This window comes from Polaromonas sp. CG_23.6 (assembly GCF_029892315.1).
Lineage (GTDB): Bacteria > Pseudomonadota > Gammaproteobacteria > Burkholderiales > Burkholderiaceae_C > Polaromonas.
The window spans coordinates 1,859,437-1,875,119 of record NZ_JARXUY010000001.1 but is presented as its reverse complement, the minus strand read 5'-3'; the positions used below and the strand labels follow the sequence as shown (position 1 = coordinate 1,875,119).

The 15,683-nt window shown below is 63.3% G+C and carries 17 protein-coding genes and 1 pseudogene; 10 read left to right on the top strand and 8 right to left on the bottom strand.

Going from position 1 to position 15,683, the window contains the following annotated elements:
- The first annotated feature begins 5 nt into the window (after window positions 1–5).
- From H4V98_RS08855 to crcB, 6 genes are all read left to right on the top strand, one after another.
- Window positions 6–863 carry an ABC transporter permease gene (locus H4V98_RS08855; protein ID WP_231374651.1) on the top strand — a complete coding sequence of 286 codons (858 nt, stop codon included), beginning with the start codon at window positions 6–8 and terminating at the stop codon, window positions 861–863.
- The gene (locus tag H4V98_RS08850) at window positions 863–2,638 is read left to right on the top strand and encodes a peptidase M14 (protein ID WP_196862841.1); all 1,776 of its coding nucleotides are present in this window, start codon (window positions 863–865) and stop codon (window positions 2,636–2,638) included. The genes H4V98_RS08855 and H4V98_RS08850 overlap by 1 nt, the downstream gene beginning before the upstream one ends.
- 116 nt (window positions 2,639–2,754) lie before the next feature.
- Entirely contained in the window at window positions 2,755–3,723 is a 969-nt protein-coding gene (locus H4V98_RS08845) for a TRAP transporter substrate-binding protein (RefSeq protein ID WP_196862842.1), read from the top strand.
- Window positions 3,724–3,733: 10 nt separating this feature from the next.
- The gene (locus tag H4V98_RS08840) at window positions 3,734–4,243 is read left to right on the top strand and encodes a TRAP transporter small permease (protein ID WP_196862843.1); all 510 of its coding nucleotides are present in this window, start codon (window positions 3,734–3,736) and stop codon (window positions 4,241–4,243) included.
- A gap of 33 nt (window positions 4,244–4,276) precedes the next feature.
- Entirely contained in the window at window positions 4,277–5,578 is a 1,302-nt protein-coding gene (locus tag H4V98_RS08835) for a TRAP transporter large permease subunit (protein WP_196862844.1), read from the top strand.
- Between the two features lie 4 nt (window positions 5,579–5,582).
- Window positions 5,583–5,969, top strand: a complete 387-nt coding sequence (crcB, locus tag H4V98_RS08830; protein WP_196862845.1) for a fluoride efflux transporter CrcB — start codon at window positions 5,583–5,585, stop codon at window positions 5,967–5,969.
- A gap of 82 nt (window positions 5,970–6,051) precedes the next feature.
- Here the strand turns inward: crcB and H4V98_RS08825 are convergent, their stop codons facing one another.
- The 5 genes from H4V98_RS08825 to H4V98_RS08805 all read right to left on the bottom strand — a co-directional run bounded on the left by H4V98_RS08825 (window position 6,052) and on the right by H4V98_RS08805 (window position 9,469).
- The gene (locus H4V98_RS08825) at window positions 6,052–6,636 is read right to left on the bottom strand and encodes a hemerythrin domain-containing protein (protein ID WP_196862927.1); all 585 of its coding nucleotides are present in this window, start codon (window positions 6,634–6,636) and stop codon (window positions 6,052–6,054) included.
- Window positions 6,637–6,812: 176 nt separating this feature from the next.
- Entirely contained in the window at window positions 6,813–7,292 is a 480-nt protein-coding gene (locus tag H4V98_RS08820) for a copper chaperone PCu(A)C (RefSeq protein ID WP_196862846.1), read from the bottom strand.
- A 61-nt stretch (window positions 7,293–7,353) separates the two neighbouring features.
- Entirely contained in the window at window positions 7,354–7,890 is a 537-nt protein-coding gene (locus H4V98_RS08815; protein WP_280757448.1) for a YcnI family protein, read from the bottom strand.
- A 344-nt stretch (window positions 7,891–8,234) separates the two neighbouring features.
- Window positions 8,235–8,612 (bottom strand): DUF2946 family protein, encoded by a 378-nt coding sequence (locus H4V98_RS08810; protein WP_196862848.1) that lies wholly within the window; start codon window positions 8,610–8,612, stop codon window positions 8,235–8,237.
- Between the two features lie 53 nt (window positions 8,613–8,665).
- On the bottom strand, window positions 8,666–9,469 hold the full coding sequence (locus H4V98_RS08805) for a TOBE domain-containing protein (RefSeq protein ID WP_280757447.1): 804 nt from the start codon (window positions 9,467–9,469) through the stop codon (window positions 8,666–8,668).
- A gap of 47 nt (window positions 9,470–9,516) precedes the next feature.
- On the opposite strand from H4V98_RS08805, the gene modA reads away from it, so the two are divergent.
- Genes modA through modC form a run of 3 tightly spaced genes read left to right on the top strand, consistent with a single transcriptional unit; the run spans window position 9,517 to window position 12,047 of the window.
- Window positions 9,517–10,266 carry a molybdate ABC transporter substrate-binding protein gene (gene modA, locus H4V98_RS08800; protein ID WP_231374654.1) on the top strand — a complete coding sequence of 250 codons (750 nt, stop codon included), beginning with the start codon at window positions 9,517–9,519 and terminating at the stop codon, window positions 10,264–10,266.
- Between the two features lie 12 nt (window positions 10,267–10,278).
- Complete coding sequence (gene modB / locus H4V98_RS08795) at window positions 10,279–10,962, top strand: molybdate ABC transporter permease subunit (protein WP_196862850.1); 684 nt, start codon at window positions 10,279–10,281, stop codon at window positions 10,960–10,962.
- Between the two features lie 5 nt (window positions 10,963–10,967).
- On the top strand, window positions 10,968–12,047 hold the full coding sequence (gene modC / locus H4V98_RS08790; RefSeq protein ID WP_280757446.1) for a molybdenum ABC transporter ATP-binding protein: 1,080 nt from the start codon (window positions 10,968–10,970) through the stop codon (window positions 12,045–12,047).
- A 33-nt stretch (window positions 12,048–12,080) separates the two neighbouring features.
- Here the strand turns inward: modC and H4V98_RS08785 are convergent, their stop codons facing one another.
- Genes H4V98_RS08785 through H4V98_RS08775 form a run of 3 tightly spaced genes read right to left on the bottom strand, consistent with a single transcriptional unit; the run spans window position 12,081 to window position 14,355 of the window.
- The gene (locus H4V98_RS08785) at window positions 12,081–12,908 is read right to left on the bottom strand and encodes a substrate-binding domain-containing protein (RefSeq protein ID WP_196862852.1); all 828 of its coding nucleotides are present in this window, start codon (window positions 12,906–12,908) and stop codon (window positions 12,081–12,083) included.
- Window positions 12,905–13,594, bottom strand: a complete 690-nt coding sequence (locus tag H4V98_RS08780) for a phosphate ABC transporter ATP-binding protein (RefSeq protein WP_196862853.1) — start codon at window positions 13,592–13,594, stop codon at window positions 12,905–12,907. Before H4V98_RS08780 ends, H4V98_RS08785 begins: the two co-directional genes overlap by 4 nt.
- Complete coding sequence (locus H4V98_RS08775; RefSeq protein ID WP_196862854.1) at window positions 13,591–14,355, bottom strand: ABC transporter permease; 765 nt, start codon at window positions 14,353–14,355, stop codon at window positions 13,591–13,593. The genes H4V98_RS08780 and H4V98_RS08775 overlap by 4 nt, the downstream gene beginning before the upstream one ends.
- Window positions 14,356–14,505: 150 nt before the next feature.
- Here H4V98_RS08775 and H4V98_RS08770 point away from each other — a divergent pair.
- Window positions 14,506–15,610, top strand: a pseudogene (locus H4V98_RS08770) (substrate-binding domain-containing protein).
- Window positions 15,611–15,683: the final 73 nt, after the last annotated feature.

The window sequence follows — 15,683 nt, the reverse complement described above, 5'->3', positions numbered from 1 at the left end:
ATTCCATGCAAACAGCCATTCCCGCCACCGTGCCTGCCCGCGCCATGCAGTGGCGCTCGCTTGAATTCATCCTGGGCGCCCTGCTGACCGGGGCCATGCTCACGCTGGTGCTGCTGTCGGTCTGGATTTTCCCGGACCGGGGCTCGCTGATGGACCTGGCGGCTCGCCTGACGCAACCCTTTACCGCGTGGGCACATCCGCTGGGCACAGACCCCTTGGGGCGCGATGTGCTGGCGCGCGTGCTGGTAGGCGGCCGGATTTCGCTGATGGTCGGTTTTGTCTCGGTGCTGGGCGCCTCGGTGCTGGGCATCACCGTGGGACTGATCGCAGGGTATTACCGGGGCTTCTGGGACATGCTGCTGATGCGCTGCGTCGATGTGCAGCTGGCCCTGCCCTTTATTCTGGTGGCGCTCACCTTCATTTCAATTTTGGGCGGCGGCTTAAGCAACATCATCCTGTTCATGATCGTCTCGCAGTGGGTGCAGTATGCACGGCTGGTACGCGGCATGGTGCTGTCGGTGCGCGAGCGCGAGTTCGTCCAGGCGGCGCGGTCTTTTGGCGTTCGGGATTTCGCCATGATTCGCCACCACATCCTGCCCAACATCATTGGTCCGGTCATCATTTTGATGACGCTGAACGTGGCCAACAACATCCTGCTGGAAAGCAGCCTGACCTTTCTGGGCCTGGGCGTTGATCCATTGATTCCCAGCTGGGGCGGCATGCTGGCCGATGGCCGCACCTACATGCAGACGGCCTGGTGGGTCACCGTCTTCCCCGGCCTGGCCATCATGTTCACGGTGCTGGGCCTGAACCTGCTGGGTGACTGGCTGCGCGACCGCATCGACCCCACCGGAAAACTATGATGACTGACAAGTTGCTCCTCGATGTGATCCTGCCGCGTACGCTGGACGACTGGGTCGGCCAGTTTGAACACCCCGAATGGCGCGGCGCCCAGGTGGAAGGCTGGCTGTTCGAGGGCGTGGCTGCGCGCCGCGCTGCCGAGCGGCAACTGGCTGCTGCCGGGGTCACGGTGACATTGCGCAGTGCCTACAAGCCGCTGCTGCACTACTTTCTGGAAGAAGTCGACTGCGCTGCGCTGGCCAAGGCGAGCGTTACCTACCCCGTGCATCCGGCTGCATCGCCGCGCCGTTTTCTGCTGGAAGCCTATCCGCTGGCCGCATTGCTTGCGGGCTGCCAGCTGGCGTTTGAACCCGGCACCGACGACCTGCACTACTGGCTGGCACTCACCTTCAAAGATGGCCGTCAGCTGAACGCCAAGGTGTGGGCTCCCAACCGCGTTCATGTCGACCACCTGGACGTCAACTTGCTTTCCCCCACCGGCTGGCTCAGGACCCGGACCACATCCGGCCCACTGGTCCAGATGGACACAGCCCAGAAAACCGATTACGAACAGGTTTTCGAGAAAATCATTCAAATCGTTCAGCAGCAGCCCTGGCCGGCCCGGGAGCCCTACTTCGAGCGGCTCGACATTCGCGTGGACCTGCCCTGTTTTGAACAGCCCTTGCCGGTCGACCATGAATGCATAAGCACCAGCGAGGCGCTGCACGAAGACATCTATTTTTCGCTGCTGGAAGTCTTCCAGCGCCAGTCAGGACGCGCCACCAGCGACAGAAGATTGCAACCCGGCCAGATCGTGCCGGATGTGCGCCCCGGCAACAAGGCGCCGCGCTTGCGCATGGCACTGAGCCGCTTTGACGTGCTAGCGCAAGACCTGCGCGCGTGCCCAAGTCCAGCGCCAGAGCAAGTGCTAGACCTTCTTGGTGCGGCACCTCACCCCGAGCGAATTGCCGCAGAGATGCGCGCGTTGGGCGGCCAGCGTTTTGGCGCGTTGTCGCGCCAGGGCCGGGCCGTCGAAGGTCTGTACCACGCAGGACCGGGCGCAGCCGTCATCATCAGCGGCGGCCAGCATGCCAACGAAACCTCGGGCGTGGTCGGCGCACTGCGTGCCGCGCAACAGCTCAAGGCCAGTGGCAAGGCGCACTTTGCGTTAATCGCGCTCGAAAATCCAGATGGCTATGCCCTGCACCGCGAGCTGTGCTTACAGCACCCACGCCACATGCACCACGCTGCCCGCTACAGCGCACTTGGCGATGACATTGAATACCGTGAGCAAGCGCCACTGTACGAGCGCGAGGCCCGCGAACAGGCGCTTGCGCTGTCAGGCGCCCAGCTGCACGTCAACCTGCACGGCTACCCGGCCCACGAATGGACGCGCCCGCTGTCCGGCTACGTGCCGCGCGGATTTGAGTTGTGGATGATCCCGAAAGGGTTTTTCCTGATCCTGCGCCACCACCCAGGCTGGCAAGCGCAGGGACGCGCCCTGCTGGAGCAGGTCAGTGCAGCGCTGCGTCAGGTCGGCGGCCTGTCCGCCTACAACGCCCGCCAGATGGCGCTCTACGAACGCCATGCCGGCGAGTTGCCTTTCGAGGTAATCAACGGCACGGCCTGCAGCCTGTCGGAAACCACGCGCCCCGGGCCGCCCGTGACGCTGATCACCGAGTTTCCCGATGAAACCGTGGCAGACGAGCGTTTTCGCTTCGCCCACACGGTACAAATGCAAACCGTTCTTGCCGCCGTGAGCGCCTGGCAAGGGTTGGCGAAAACTGACATTCAATGAACAAAATCATGCGCCAAAACCTGATTTTCGGGGTATGCACGGGGACGCTGGCGCGTGATTTGCTTCTACCATTCCCGTATCCCGATACCGCACGCAAGCCATTACCTGGAGTCTTTATGAAACTGAAAATTGTCCTGACCGCCGCTGCCCTCGCCATGGGCGCATCAGCTTTTGCCCAAACCAAATGGGACTTGCCGGCCGCCTACCCGGCGACCAACTTTCACAGCGAAAACCTGGTCCAGTTTGCCGCCGATGTCGACAAGGCCAGCGCCGGCAAGCTGAAAATCACGGTGCATGCCAACGGCGCGCTGTTCAAGGCGCCCGAAATCAAGCGTGCCGTGCAGGGCGGGCAGGCGCAGGCCGGCGAAATTCTGCTGGCCAACTTCCAGAATGAATGGCCGCTGTTCGGCGTCGATGGCCTCCCCTTTCTGGCCGACAGCTACGAGCAGTCGCAAAAACTCGCCAAGGCGCAAAAACCTTTCCTGGAGAAAAAGCTGGCCGAGCAAGGGATGGTGCTGCTGTACACGGTGCCATGGCCCACCCAGGGAATTTTCACCAAGAATCCGGCCAACTCGGGCGCTGACCTGAAGGGCGTGAAATGGCGCGCTTACAGCCCGTCCACCGCACGCATTGCCGAGCTGGTGGGCGCCCAGCCGGTCACTGTGCAGGCGGCCGAGTTGTCGCAGGCCATGGCCACTGGCGTGATCGAGTCCTACATGTCCTCCGGCTCCACCGGCATGGACACCAAGACCTACGAAAGCCTGAAGTATTTCTACGACACCCAGGCCTGGCTGCCGAAAAATGCGGTCATCGTCAACAAGGCGGCTTTCGATGCGCTTGATGCGCCGACAAAGCAGGCAGTGTTCAAGGCAGCGGCGGACGCCGAAGTGCGCGGCCTGGCGGCGTCGAAAAAGACCAACGCCGACTCGCTCGACAAGCTCAAGGCCAACGGCATGACCGTGTTGCCGCCGTCGCCGCAGCTCAAGGCCGACATGAAGAAGGTCGGCGATGTGATGCTCAAGGAATGGCTGGAAAAAGCCGGACCCGATGGCAAGGCGCTGATCGACGCGTTCAACAAGTCCTGAAGCACGGCCAATGCGAAAAGCGCTTGATGCCCTGTACAACGGCGCCGCTGGACTGGCCGCGCTGTTTCTGGTCGGCCTGCTGACAATGGTGGTGCTGTCCATCGTCAGCAGGCAGCTGCACTTTCATGTGCCGGGCACTGACGCCTACGCTGGCTACCTGATGGCGGCCAGCGGCTTTCTGGCGCTGGCCCACACCCTCAAGCGCGGCGAGCACATCCGGGTGACGCTGATCCTCGGGGCGCTGACCGGGCGCTGGAAAAAAGGGCTGGAGCTGTGGGCGCTGGGCTTTGCCAGCGCCTTAAGCGCCCTGTTTGCCTATTACTGCTGCCGCCTGGCCTGGCAGTCGCACAGCTTTCACGACATTTCCACGTCGAGCGACGCCACGCCGCTGTGGATTCCGCAGATTGGCATGGCTGTTGGCGCGGTGATCCTGGCGATTGCCTTTGTCGATGAGCTGGTGCTTGAAATCACCGGCAAGCGCGTGGTCCACAGCAGCGCTGAGGCATCGCGCAATGAATAAACCGATCCACTTTCCCCCCACAAGCGACTTTTCATGAACGACCTTGCCATCACCGCCGCCCTGCTGGCGGCCCTGCTGTTGATTCTGGGCAGCGGCGTCTGGGTCGGCTTGAGCCTGACCGGCGTGGCCTGGCTGGCGGTGACGCTGTTTTCCTCGCGCCCGGCCGGCGACGCCATGGCCGTGACGGTCTGGGGCTCGTCTTCGAGCTGGACGCTGACCGCCCTGCCCCTCTTTATATGGATGGGCGAAATCCTGTTTCGCACCCGGCTGAGCCAGGACATGTTCAAGGGCCTGGCGCCCTGGGTGCAAGGCCTGCCGGGGCGGCTGCTGCACACCAACGTGATCGGCTGCACCATTTTTGCCGCCGTGTCGGGGTCGAGCGCCGCCACCTGCGCCACCATCGGCAAGATGACGCTGCCCGAACTGACGCGGCGCGGCTACCCCGAGCACATGGTCGTCGGCACGCTGGCCGGCGCCAGCACGCTGGGCTTGTTGATCCCACCATCGATCATCATGATCGTCTATGGCGTGGCGGCCGAGGTGTCAATCTCCAAGCTGTTCATCGCCGGCGTGTTTCCGGGGCTGCTGCTGGCCGCGCTGTTTTCGGGCTACATCATGTTCTGGGCGCTGCGCCATCCCGAACAGGTACCAGCCGCCGACGGCAAGACCACCTTCATGCAAAAAATCGCCAGTTCGCGCAGCCTGATTCCGGTGGTGCTCCTGATTGCCGCCGTGCTGGGCTCAATCTATTCCGGCGTGGCCACGGCCACCGAAGCGGCTGCCGTCGGCGTGGTCGGCTCGCTGGTGTTGTCCGCGCTGCAGGGTTCGATGAACTGGGCGACGTTTCGCGATGCGCTCATGGGCGCGACCCGGCTGTACTGCATGATTGCACTGATCCTGGCGGGCGCGGCCTTTTTGACACTGGCCATGGGCTATGTCGGCCTGCCGCGTCACCTGGCCGAATGGATTGGCACTTTGGGCCTGAGCCGGGCGCAATTGATCGTGGCGCTGGCGGTGTTCTTCATCATCCTGGGCTGCTTTCTGGACGGCATCTCGATGGTGGTGCTGACCATGGGCGTGCTCACGCCCACGGTGCAGGCGGCTGGCATCGACCCCATCTGGTTCGGCATTTTCGTCGTGCTGGTGGTCGAGATGGCGCAGATCACGCCGCCGGTCGGCTTTAACCTGTTCGTGCTGCAGGGCATGACCGGGCGCCAGCTGACCTGGATTGCCAAGGTCACGATGCCGATGTTTTTGCTGATGTGCGCGGCGGTGGCACTGATTTATGTCTTTCCCGGCATCGTCACGTGGCTGCCGCAAAAAATGGCCAACTGACGCCATGGGCGCGGTACTGGCGATTTGCATCGGCGCCTCGGCGGGCGCGCTGTCCCGATGGGGATTGGCGCTGTGGCTGTCGCCCGGCGGATTGATTCCCTGGGGCACGCTGGCCGCCAACCTGCTGGGCGGCTACCTGATCGGCATCGCCATTGCAGTGTTCCAGGCCATCCCGCAGATCGACCCGGTCTGGCGCCTGCTCTTGATTACCGGATTTCTGGGTGGGCTGACGACGTTTTCTACCTTTTCGGCCGAAGTCGTGGATTACCTGCTCGAAGCCCGCTATGGCATGGCGGCAGGCGTGGCACTGATCCATGTGGCGGGGTCGCTCTTGATGACTGTGGCAGGCATCAAGACTGCTACGTTTTTCATAGCTTCCCGAATAAGCTAGGCAAACGCAAAAGCACTATTTTCCTTGAATTTCAAAGGACTTACCATGGTTGCGGCAACAGCGGCTGCGCAGTCCTGACGAATCAGCTGCTGCCCAGCCCAATCGGCGCCGGAGCCCGCATCACGATGCGCGTGAACAGGCGGTCATAGGCCGGATCGGGCGGGTATTTGCCGGTCAGCGGATCGCAGTTCTTTTCAAAGGCGGCATCCAGCTCCTTCCAGTCGGCATCGGTCAGCACTTTTTCGGCTTCCGGCAGGATCACGGCTTCCTCAAGCCGCATGTGGTCCAGGTAAAAAGCGATGTACTGCTTGCATTGCACCGTGAACGCGGGCCGGCGCGGCTCGCCCAGCAGCTCCCACGCCAGCAGCAGGTGCTGGAGTTCGCGAACGGCTTTTTCGCCGTTCATGTGGTCGCTTTCGAGCCGCTCAACTGCGGCCATGAGCGATGGCGACGCCCGCACCACGCGCGGGAACAGCAGGTCGGACTCTTTCGGATGGTGCAGGCGCTCGGGAAACTCGTCAATGTAGAACAGCATGGCCTGCAGCACGTTGAAAAACTGCTCAGGATTGTCTCCGGGGCCGCGATCCACCATCATGTTCATGGAACGGAGCATGGCGGCCAGCGACGAATGTTCGTCGCGGATGATTTGCAGGCTGGTGTGTTTGATGACAGGCTCCTCAAATTTTCATAACGAGTGCACAGCATGCCCCGCGCCCGGTCCGCACGCCATGACGCAGGTCAAGTTTTCATCAACTTCAAGGCCTGCGAAAGCACGCAGTTACAGACACCCCGGGCATTTCCCGCGGTGCGATTTCCCTGCAAATTTCGCCATGCTGCCCGTGGTCAGGGCTTGTGGGCGCCGTGGTCTGCCGCTTTTCCTGCCATGCTGCCTGCCGGGGCCACTGTGCTGACAGGCACGCTGACCAGTTGACTGATTTCCACACCCTGCGCATCCTGAAGGCGCAACGTCAGCGGCACCGTGCTGCCCTTGGGCAAGCCCTGCTTCAGGTCCATCAGCATGACGTGGTAGCCGCCGGGCTTGAGCTGCACGGCTTGACCCGCGGGCAGTTCCAGCACGGGCACGGCGCGCATCTTCATGATGTCGTTGTCCATCTTCATTTCATGCACTTCCGCCACGCCGGCCACCGGCGATGAAACGCCCACCAGACGGGCGCCGTCCCTGGCGGTGATGTTCATGAAAGCACCCGTGCCTTTCTGGCCCGGCACGGTGGCGCGGGCCCAGGCGCCGCTGACATCAACGGTTTGGGCCTGCAAAGCGCCGCAGGCAAGCAGCAGGGAAGCGGTCAATAGTTTCAGTTTCATGGGAGTCTCTCAAGGCAAAGTTAAAAAATCCAGTCCGGAATTATTTCCGTCTGAACAGGAATCAGTGTTGATGCGCGCCGGGCGCATGCGCCGGGGCAGAATCTGTCGCGGCAGCAGTTTCAGGGCCAGTGACATCCAGCAAGAGCGCCGGAAACTTCAATCCTTTCGAGGATACGCCTGCGGCGGGAACGTCACCCCAGTCAAGGCTGCCGCTTGCGCAGGTTTGCAGCACCTTGAACCACAGCGGTCCGGCGGTTTCCGGCAGTTTTCCGCGCAGCATGAAGTCGTCGAAAAAGGCATCTGGCAGCGCCGCGTCCTGGCTGGCAGCCGTCCAGCTCACCACGCTCACGTCCTCCGTCACCGGCTTGCCGTGGCTAGCGTAGGGTTGGGCAAGTTTTTCCTGCTTCACCGCCAGCGTCCAGCCGGCTTTCGGGTAAGGCTTGGCGCCCTGGAAACCGGCGGGAATCCGCACCGTGATGCCGGTGGTGGCCGAGCCCTCGCAACCATGACCCACCTGGAAAACCGCTTTGTAGTTGCTTCCAGACGGAGCCGTTTTGGTTTCCAGAAGAACATGAGAAAAAGCGGGCATGGCAGTCATGCACGTTGCGCTATAGGCTATTAATTTTGTAGCAGTTGAAAATTTCATGTTCAGCTTTTTGATGGATCGGAGCTATGGCTAGCAGGAAGGACCGCAGCACGAAGTTCAGTTCAGCCGGATCAGTGCGCGGGATCAGGGGCTTACTGGTCTGCCCATGCAAAACGAACATCGATGGCAATTACGTTGCCGTTGCTGACGTTCGGGCTGAAGAACCGCGATGTGATTTAACGTACGCTAAACGTGCAGGAAGCCTGGGGCAGACGGCGGATATTTGCCCCGTGTGGCACCAGCCAGCCTGACCCGAATACGGTCAGGCTTAATCGCTTCGGCACAGGCGGATCAGTTCAAAGTGCAGGAGGTCCGCGACTGAAAGGCAGCCCGGGTATGGCGGCGGAGAAGTTCGCCGGAAAATCAAACGCGACCACTTGCAGGCTGGGAAAGCTGGGAATTGCCAGCACCGCCAGCGGCGACGACGCCCAGCCCAGCGATGCGCACAAATTGCAATGCGCGGCAGCCGGCGGCGCATCATTCAGTCCCGCATCGGAAGCACTGGACAGGTTGGTGCTGACGCTGCAAATGCCGCTCAGTTGCCCGCTGCGCACATCCTGGGCCAACATCGACACCGGCGCCCACAAGGCCGACAGCACGGCGAGAAAACCCAGCCAGGCAGCCAGTCGTGCCCACACGGCATGTGTCGGGCGGGAATGGGGGTGGTAAGGCACGGCGAGATTATAGGGACAGGCGCCATGGCCAGCGCGTCGAAATCTGCATCATCTTAGCCAGCTACAGCGATCACAACAGCGGACTCGTCGATGAAAGCCAGCGCCGGGCGGCCTGCTTTCAAACCGCTGTCCGCGCCGCAAAAACCCACCAGCTGCAGGCCACCGGCGAGTTCCAGCGCCACTTCGCCACCACCGGCAGCACGCGAAACGCGTGTCGCCCGACCGTGCAGCCAGTTGCCAGCTTCAGCCGGCAGATCGCCGGCGGACACCTTGACGGCGGTGGCCTTGCACAAAGCCAGCAGTTGCTGGCCGGGATGCAGCGCCAAGAGTTGCGCGCTTTCCCGGGTGATGCGCGACACCAGCCGCAGTGCACCGGCCAGTTCCAGTTGCACGCGCACCGTCTGGCCATGGGCGTGCAGGCGCACGATGGTGCAAGGCAGCTGGTTGCGCATGCTGGTGCGCAAACCAAGTGCGGCCAGCGCAGAAGCCTTGGGCAAATGATCGCCTTCACCCGCTCTTCGCGCCAGACGCGCCAGCACCTGGGCGCGCGCCTGCGCCAGTTCATCCGCAGCACGCAACAGTTCCTGGCCCGCATCACTCAGGCGCGCACCGCCGCCGCCCACGCCGCCCACCACCCGCTCGACCAGCGCAATGCCCGCAAGGTTGCTCAGCGTGTCAATCGCCTGCCAGCCCGCCTTGTAACTGACACCGGCGGCGCGTGCCGCTTCGGAAATTGAGCCGGTCTCGCCAATGCGGCGAAGCATGTCGATGCGCTTGTCAGCGGCCTCGTGGCCTAGCGCGCCCGCCAGCTGGAGTTGGGGTTTTTGCATGCCCGCATTGTCGGTCTGCCAGAGCATCGGTTGGCTATACTTTCGCTATTCCATTTTTGAATAGCGAGCCCGCCATGATGAAGTTTTTCTGCCGTTGGATCGCCATTGCCGCTCTGACGCTGGGCGTTTCCCATGCGGCAGAGGTCTCGGTGGCCGTCGCCGCCAACTTCACCGCGCCGATGCAAAAAATTGCCGAAGCCTTTGCGCAAGACACTGGCCACAAGGCGGTTTTGGCCTTTGGCGCCACCGGAAAGTTCTATGCGCAAATCAGGAACGGTGCGCCATTTCAGGTACTGCTGGCCGCCGACAAGGAAACCCCCGCCCTGCTCGAAAAAGAAGGCTTTGCCGTGGCAGGCACACGTTTTACCTATGCCACGGGCCGGCTGGTGCTGTGGAGTGCGCAGCCGGGCGTGGTTGACGACAAAGGCGACGTGCTGCGCACCAGCACCGACGGCAAAGTCGCGCTGGCCGATCCCAAGCTCGCCCCTTACGGCGCTGCCGCCATCGAGTCGATGACGCGGCTGGGCTTGCTGCAGCGCCTGCAGCCGCGTTTTGTGCAGGGCGAAAGCATTGCCCAGGCCTACCAGTTCGTCGCCACCGGCAATGCGCCCGTGGGCTTTGTGGCCCTGTCCCAGGTCATGGCCGATGGCCGCATTGCCAAAGGCTCTGCCTGGGTGGTTCCGGCCAGGCTGCATGCGCCGATTCTGCAGGACGCCGTGCTGCTGAACCCTGGCAAGGACAACCCTGCAGCGCTGGCGCTGACCGGCTATTTGCGCGGTGAAAAAGCCCGCGCCATCATCCTTTCCCACGGCTACGAGTTCTGAGCAGCACGTTCCATGCCGTTCAGCGCAGAAGACCTGGCCGCCGTCTGGCTCACGCTCAAGCTGGCGAGCCTGACCACCGTATTGCTCTTGCTGCTGGCGACACCGCTGGCCTGGTGGCTGGCGCGTACCCCATCGCGCTGGCGGGCGCCCGTGGGGGCCGTTGTGGCACTGCCGCTGGTGTTGCCGCCCACGGTGCTGGGTTTTTACCTGCTGGTGTCGCTGGGGCCGAACGGATGGGGCGGACAGTTCACGCAGGCCCTGGGACTGGGCTTGCTGCCCTTCAGCTTTGGCGGGCTGTTGATCGGCTCGGTGATTTATTCGCTGCCTTTCGCGGTGCAGCCGCTGCAGCACGCTTTTGAAGCCATTGGCAGCCGCCCGATGGAGGTCGCCGCCACACTGCGTGCGCGGCCACTGGATGCTTTTTTCAGCGTTGCGCTGCCGCTGGCCAAGCCAGGCTTCATCACTGCCGCCATTTTGAGCTTCGCCCATACGGTCGGCGAGTTCGGTGTGGTGTTGATGATTGGCGGCAACATTCCCGGCCAGACGCGGGTGGTGTCCACCCAGATTTACGGGCATGTCGAAGCCATGGAGTATGCGCAGGCGCATTGGCTGGCCGGTGGCATGGTGCTGTTTTCATTCACTGTGCTGCTGGGCCTGGCCTTGCTGAACCGGCGCAATGCGCGCGTGCTGGCGTGACCGGCATGGACAACAACCGCATTCGCCTGTCGCTGCAGCGGCCCGCCTTCACGCTGGAGGCCGACCTGTTGCTGCCGCCGCGCGGCATCGCCGTGCTGTTTGGCCCGTCGGGCTCGGGCAAGACCACGCTGCTGCGCTGTGTGGCCGGCCTGGAGCGGGCCGATGGCGCACTGATCGAGATTGCCGGCCAGACCTGGCAGGACGACAGCCGCCGCATTTTTCTGCCCACCTGGCAACGCCCACTCGGCTATGTCTTCCAGGAAGCCAGCCTGTTTGACCATCTCGATGTTCAGGGCAACCTGAGTTACGGCCTGCGCCGCGTCAAGTCAGGCGAAAGCGCGCTGGCGCTGGAAGCGGCCATCAAGCTGCTGGGCATTGGCGGCCTGCTGGCGCGCCGTACCCACCAGCTCTCGGGCGGTGAACGGCAGCGCGTGGCGATTGCCCGCGCCCTGGCAACCCAGCCCCGGGTGCTGCTGCTCGATGAACCACTGGCCGCGCTGGACCATGCGCGTCGCCAGGACATCCTGCCCTGGCTGGAGCGGCTGCGCGACGAGTTGCACATTCCGATGCTTTATGTCACGCATTCGGCCGACGAAGTGGCGCGGCTGGCCGACACGCTGGTGGTGCTGGACCAGGGACGCGTCGTGTCCGCCGGCGCCGTCACCGACGTCTTGGCGCGCATTGATCTGCCGGTGGTGCTGGGCGAAGACGCCGGCGCGCTGCTCGAAGGCGCGGTGGTGGAACGCGATGCGCGCTGGCACCTGATGCGCATGGCGTTTGCCGGCGGCAGCCTTTGGCTGCGCGACAGCGGCCTGGCGACGGGCACCCGGGTGCGGGTGCGCGTACTGGTACGCGACGTGAGCCTGTCCACGCAAGCGCCAAGCGCCACCAGCATTCAGAACCTGCTGCAGTGCGAGGTCAAGGCCATCGTGCCGGACACCCATCCTTCGCAGGCACTGGTGCAGCTGACGTGCGGCGAATCGGTGCTGCTGGCGCGCATTACCGCGCGGGCCGCCGATGCGCTGGGCCTGGAGCCCGGCAAGCCGGTCTGGGCGCAGGTGAAGTCTGCTGCGCTGGTCGGTTAGCCCGACACCCGACAGGCAGCAGCCAGCGGCGCATCACCTCTCTGCGTTCGGAAAGAACAGCTGCTGGCCCCCAATTTTGTAGCTGGCAATCACGCCCTGCCCGGCGGGGGAAATCACCCAGTCCACAAACTTCTGCGCTTGCGCGCCCTTGACCTGCGGATGCTTGGCCGGGTTGACGACCATCACGCCGTACTGGTTGAACAGTCGCTTGTCGCCCTCGACCAGCACCGCCAGATCGGCTCGGTTCTTGAAGTTCAGCCAGGTGCCCCGGTCGGCCAGCACATAAGCGCCCAGGCTGGAAGCCATGTTCAGCGCCGGCCCCATGCCGCAACCGCAGGCCTTGTAGCCGGCAAAGGCGGTCGGCTCGACACCCGCCGTTTTCCAATAGCGCAATTCGGCCGCATGGGTACCGCTCTTGTCACCGCGCGAAATGAAACCGGCATTGGCAGTGCTGAGCTTTTTCAGCGCTTCGCTGATGTCCTTGCCCTTGACCTTCGCCGGATCAGCGGCCGGGCCAATCAGCACGAAGTCGTTGTACATGACCGGGTAGCGCTTGAGGGCAAAGCCTTCGGCCACCACTTTTTCTTCGGCCGCCTGGTCGTGGACGAACAGCACATCGGCATCGCCCCGGCGGCCCATGTCGATGGCCTGGCCGGTGCCGACCGCCACCACTTTCACGTCGATGCCGGTGGCTTTCTTGAATTCCGGCAGCAAATAGGTGAACAGCCCCGACTGCTCGGTCGAGGTCGTGGACGCCATCACGATGCTGGGCGTCTGCGCTATCGAAACAGTAGCTGCCAGGGAAAGCGGGACGAGCGCAAGAAGCCTGAAAGGCTTGAAAAACCTGTTGAAACCATTCATCCGAGTTCTCCTTTTAAAAAATGGGCAGCAGCCGGCGGCAAAGGCCCCCCGAAAAAAGCAGCGTTCGGCAAATCGGCAATCAAGCGGCCCTGCTCCAGATACATCACGCGGCTGGCCAGGCGCTTGACCTGGCCCAGGTTGTGGCTGCTGAAAATCAGCGTCATGCCATCGTCGGCAAATTCGGCCATCAGCCGCTCGACCTCGCGCTTGGCCGCCGGGTCCAGGCTGGACGTGGGTTCATCGAGCAGCAAGACCTGCGGCTTCAGGGCCCAGGCCCGCGCCAAGGCCACGCGCTGTTGCTGACCGCCCGACAGGGCTTTGGCTGAACGGTTCGTCAAATCGGCCAGCCCGACGCGCTCCAGCGCCTGCAGCGCCTGCGCCTTGGCGCTTTTCCAGGACACCCCGTTGAGCCACAAACCCAGGGCCACGTTGTGCAGCACGCTGGCGCGCAGCATATAAGGGCGCTGGAACAGCATGGCCTGGCGCACCCGCAGATCCTGCTGAAAACTGCCCGCCGCTGGCGTGATCAGCCCATGCAGCGTTCGCAGCAAGGTGCTTTTTCCACTGCCGTTGGAGCCCACCAGCGCCAGCCGTTCGCCAGCGTTGATGTGCAGCGTGCAGTGGCGCAAGGCCTGCACAGGGCCAAAATTCACACTGACAGCGTCCAGGCTGAAGATCGGTGTCATGGCGCAGCGCTGGGTGCCACTGTCTGCGCCAGCAGCAGTTTTTCAGCGGTGGGCAAAGGGTCGTCGAGCCGCTCGCGCCAACCCCGAACCACGGCAATCAGGACATTGAGCAGCAGCACCACGCCCAGCAGCACGATGCCCAGCGCCAGCGCCAGCGGCAAGTCGCCCTTGCTGGTTTCCAGCGCAATCGACGTCGTCATGACCCGCGTGAAGCCTTCAATATTGCCACCCACCACCATCACTGCGCCGACCTCGGATATGGCCCGGCCAAACGCAGCCATCAGCACCGTGAGCAAGGCATAGCGCTCGTCCCACAGCAAAATCAGGCTGCGCACAAAGCGCCCCGCGCCCATCGACTGGAACTGCTCGCCGTGGCTGCGGTCGGCGTCGTCGATCGTCTGGCGTACCAGCGCCGTCACCATCGGCAGCACCAGCACGGTTTGCGCCAGCACCATCGCCTTGAAGGAAAACAGCCAGCCCAGAAAACCCAGCGGCCCGGTGCGTGACAGCAGCAAATACACCACCAGCCCGACCACCACCGAAGGCAGGGCCAGCGCGGTATTGAGCAGCGCCAGCACGACAGCCCGACCGCGAAAGCGCGCCACACCCAGCCAGGCGCCCAGCAGCAGCCCGACGCTGCAGGCAATCAGGCAGGCCAGCGCGCTGACAGACAACGACAAGCCAACGATGCCGGCAAACAGCGGATCCAGTGAGGTGATGAGCGAAAAAGCGGTAACGACGCTGTCGGAAAAGGTGTTCATGGGTCAGGGGTGGCGAGACTGTAGCGCAGCTTTCCTACTTTCCCGGCCCTTAGGTATTTGTCGTTAGGAAGCTGTTTGCATAGGAAAAACGGACGGCGACAAACCGTGCAGCGCCATGGCCCGCATCGATAATCCGTGCACACCCCATGCATGCACAAAGTCGAACTCTCTTACCTCCTGAGCCCCCAGCGCGGCAAAGACGCGCTGATCCGCAACCCGATGATGGACATCCTGCATGCCGTCAGCGAGCAGGGCTCGATCTCAAAAGCCGCCAAGGCGCTCGACTTTTCTTACCGCCATGTCTGGGGCGCGCTCAAGGAATGGGAGCAGACGCTGGGCCGCAGCCTGATCGTCTGGGACAAGGGCCAGCGCGCGCGCCTGACGGAATTCGGCGAAAAGCTGCTCTGGGCCGAACGCCAGGCGCAGGCCCGGCTGGCACCGCAGATCGAAGCCCTGCGTGGCGACATCGAACGCGCTTTTTCAACCGCTTTTGACGACAACGCCCATGTGCTGACCCTGTTTGCCAGCCACGACGCGGCGCTGTCGGCGTTGCGCGACCAGACCAGCGCACACGGCCTGCACCTGGACATTCGCTTCATGGGCAGCGTCGATGCCATGGCAGCGCTGAACGACGGGCGCTGCATGATGGCCGGGTTTCACGTCCGCGACCAGCCGGCGCGCCATTTCGGCGTCGGCGCGCACCTACCGCAGTTTGCTCAAGCCCGGCCTGCACAAGCTGATCGGCTTTGCACACCGCAAGCAAGGCCTGATGGTGGCCAGACATAATCCGCTGCAAATTGAGGGGCTGGCCGATCTGGCGCTGCCCGGCATGCGCTATGTCAACCGGTCCGAAGGTACGGGAACGCGTGTACTGCTTGACGACCTGCTGGCCGAAGCCGGCCTGGCGCCGTCCGCTATTGAAGGCTACGACAGCCAGGAACCGTCGCACACCGCCGTGGCGCAAGCCATTGCCAGCGGCGCGGCCGACGCCGGCCTGGGCATCGAAGCCGCCGCCCGGGAAAAAGGCCTGGGGTTTGTGCCCCTGGTGCAAGAGCGCTACCACCTGGTCTGCCTGAACTCCGAACTGCCCACGCCGCAAGTGCAGGCGCTGATCAAGGAACTGCAAAGCGACGAATGGCAAACCACGCTGAACCAGCTGCCCGGCTACAGCGGCGCGCAGGCCGGGAGCGGCAAGGTGCTGTCCCTGCGCGCGCTGTTGCCTTGGTGGAGCTACCGCAAAGCGAAAGCGGCTTGAGGATGGGTGGGTTGCTGCGCAAAGTGTGACGACACAGCATGGCTGCGTGATAGCAACTTTTCAAGCCGCCAAG

Bases quoted from the DNA above. Each gene is read 5' to 3' on its own strand.
- H4V98_RS08855 (WP_231374651.1), top strand. From the start codon at position 6: ATGCAAACAGCCATTCCCGCCACCGTGCCTGCCCGCGCCATGCAGTGG.
- H4V98_RS08850 (WP_196862841.1), top strand. From the start codon at position 863: ATGACTGACAAGTTGCTCCTCGATGTGATCCTGCCGCGTACGCTGGAC.
- H4V98_RS08845 (WP_196862842.1), top strand. From the start codon at position 2,755: ATGAAACTGAAAATTGTCCTGACCGCCGCTGCCCTCGCCATGGGCGCA.
- H4V98_RS08840 (WP_196862843.1), top strand. From the start codon at position 3,734: ATGCGAAAAGCGCTTGATGCCCTGTACAACGGCGCCGCTGGACTGGCC.
- H4V98_RS08835 (WP_196862844.1), top strand. From the start codon at position 4,277: ATGAACGACCTTGCCATCACCGCCGCCCTGCTGGCGGCCCTGCTGTTG.
- crcB (WP_196862845.1), top strand. From the start codon at position 5,583: ATGGGCGCGGTACTGGCGATTTGCATCGGCGCCTCGGCGGGCGCGCTG.
- H4V98_RS08820 (WP_196862846.1), bottom strand. From the start codon at position 7,292: ATGAAACTGAAACTATTGACCGCTTCCCTGCTGCTTGCCTGCGGCGCT.
- H4V98_RS08815 (WP_280757448.1), bottom strand. From the start codon at position 7,890: ATGACTGCCATGCCCGCTTTTTCTCATGTTCTTCTGGAAACCAAAACG.
- H4V98_RS08805 (WP_280757447.1), bottom strand. From the start codon at position 9,469: ATGCTCTGGCAGACCGACAATGCGGGCATGCAAAAACCCCAACTCCAG.
- modA (WP_231374654.1), top strand. From the start codon at position 9,517: ATGATGAAGTTTTTCTGCCGTTGGATCGCCATTGCCGCTCTGACGCTG.
- modB (WP_196862850.1), top strand. From the start codon at position 10,279: ATGCCGTTCAGCGCAGAAGACCTGGCCGCCGTCTGGCTCACGCTCAAG.
- modC (WP_280757446.1), top strand. From the start codon at position 10,968: ATGGACAACAACCGCATTCGCCTGTCGCTGCAGCGGCCCGCCTTCACG.
- H4V98_RS08785 (WP_196862852.1), bottom strand. From the start codon at position 12,908: ATGAATGGTTTCAACAGGTTTTTCAAGCCTTTCAGGCTTCTTGCGCTC.
- H4V98_RS08780 (WP_196862853.1), bottom strand. From the start codon at position 13,594: ATGACACCGATCTTCAGCCTGGACGCTGTCAGTGTGAATTTTGGCCCT.
- H4V98_RS08775 (WP_196862854.1), bottom strand. From the start codon at position 14,355: ATGAACACCTTTTCCGACAGCGTCGTTACCGCTTTTTCGCTCATCACC.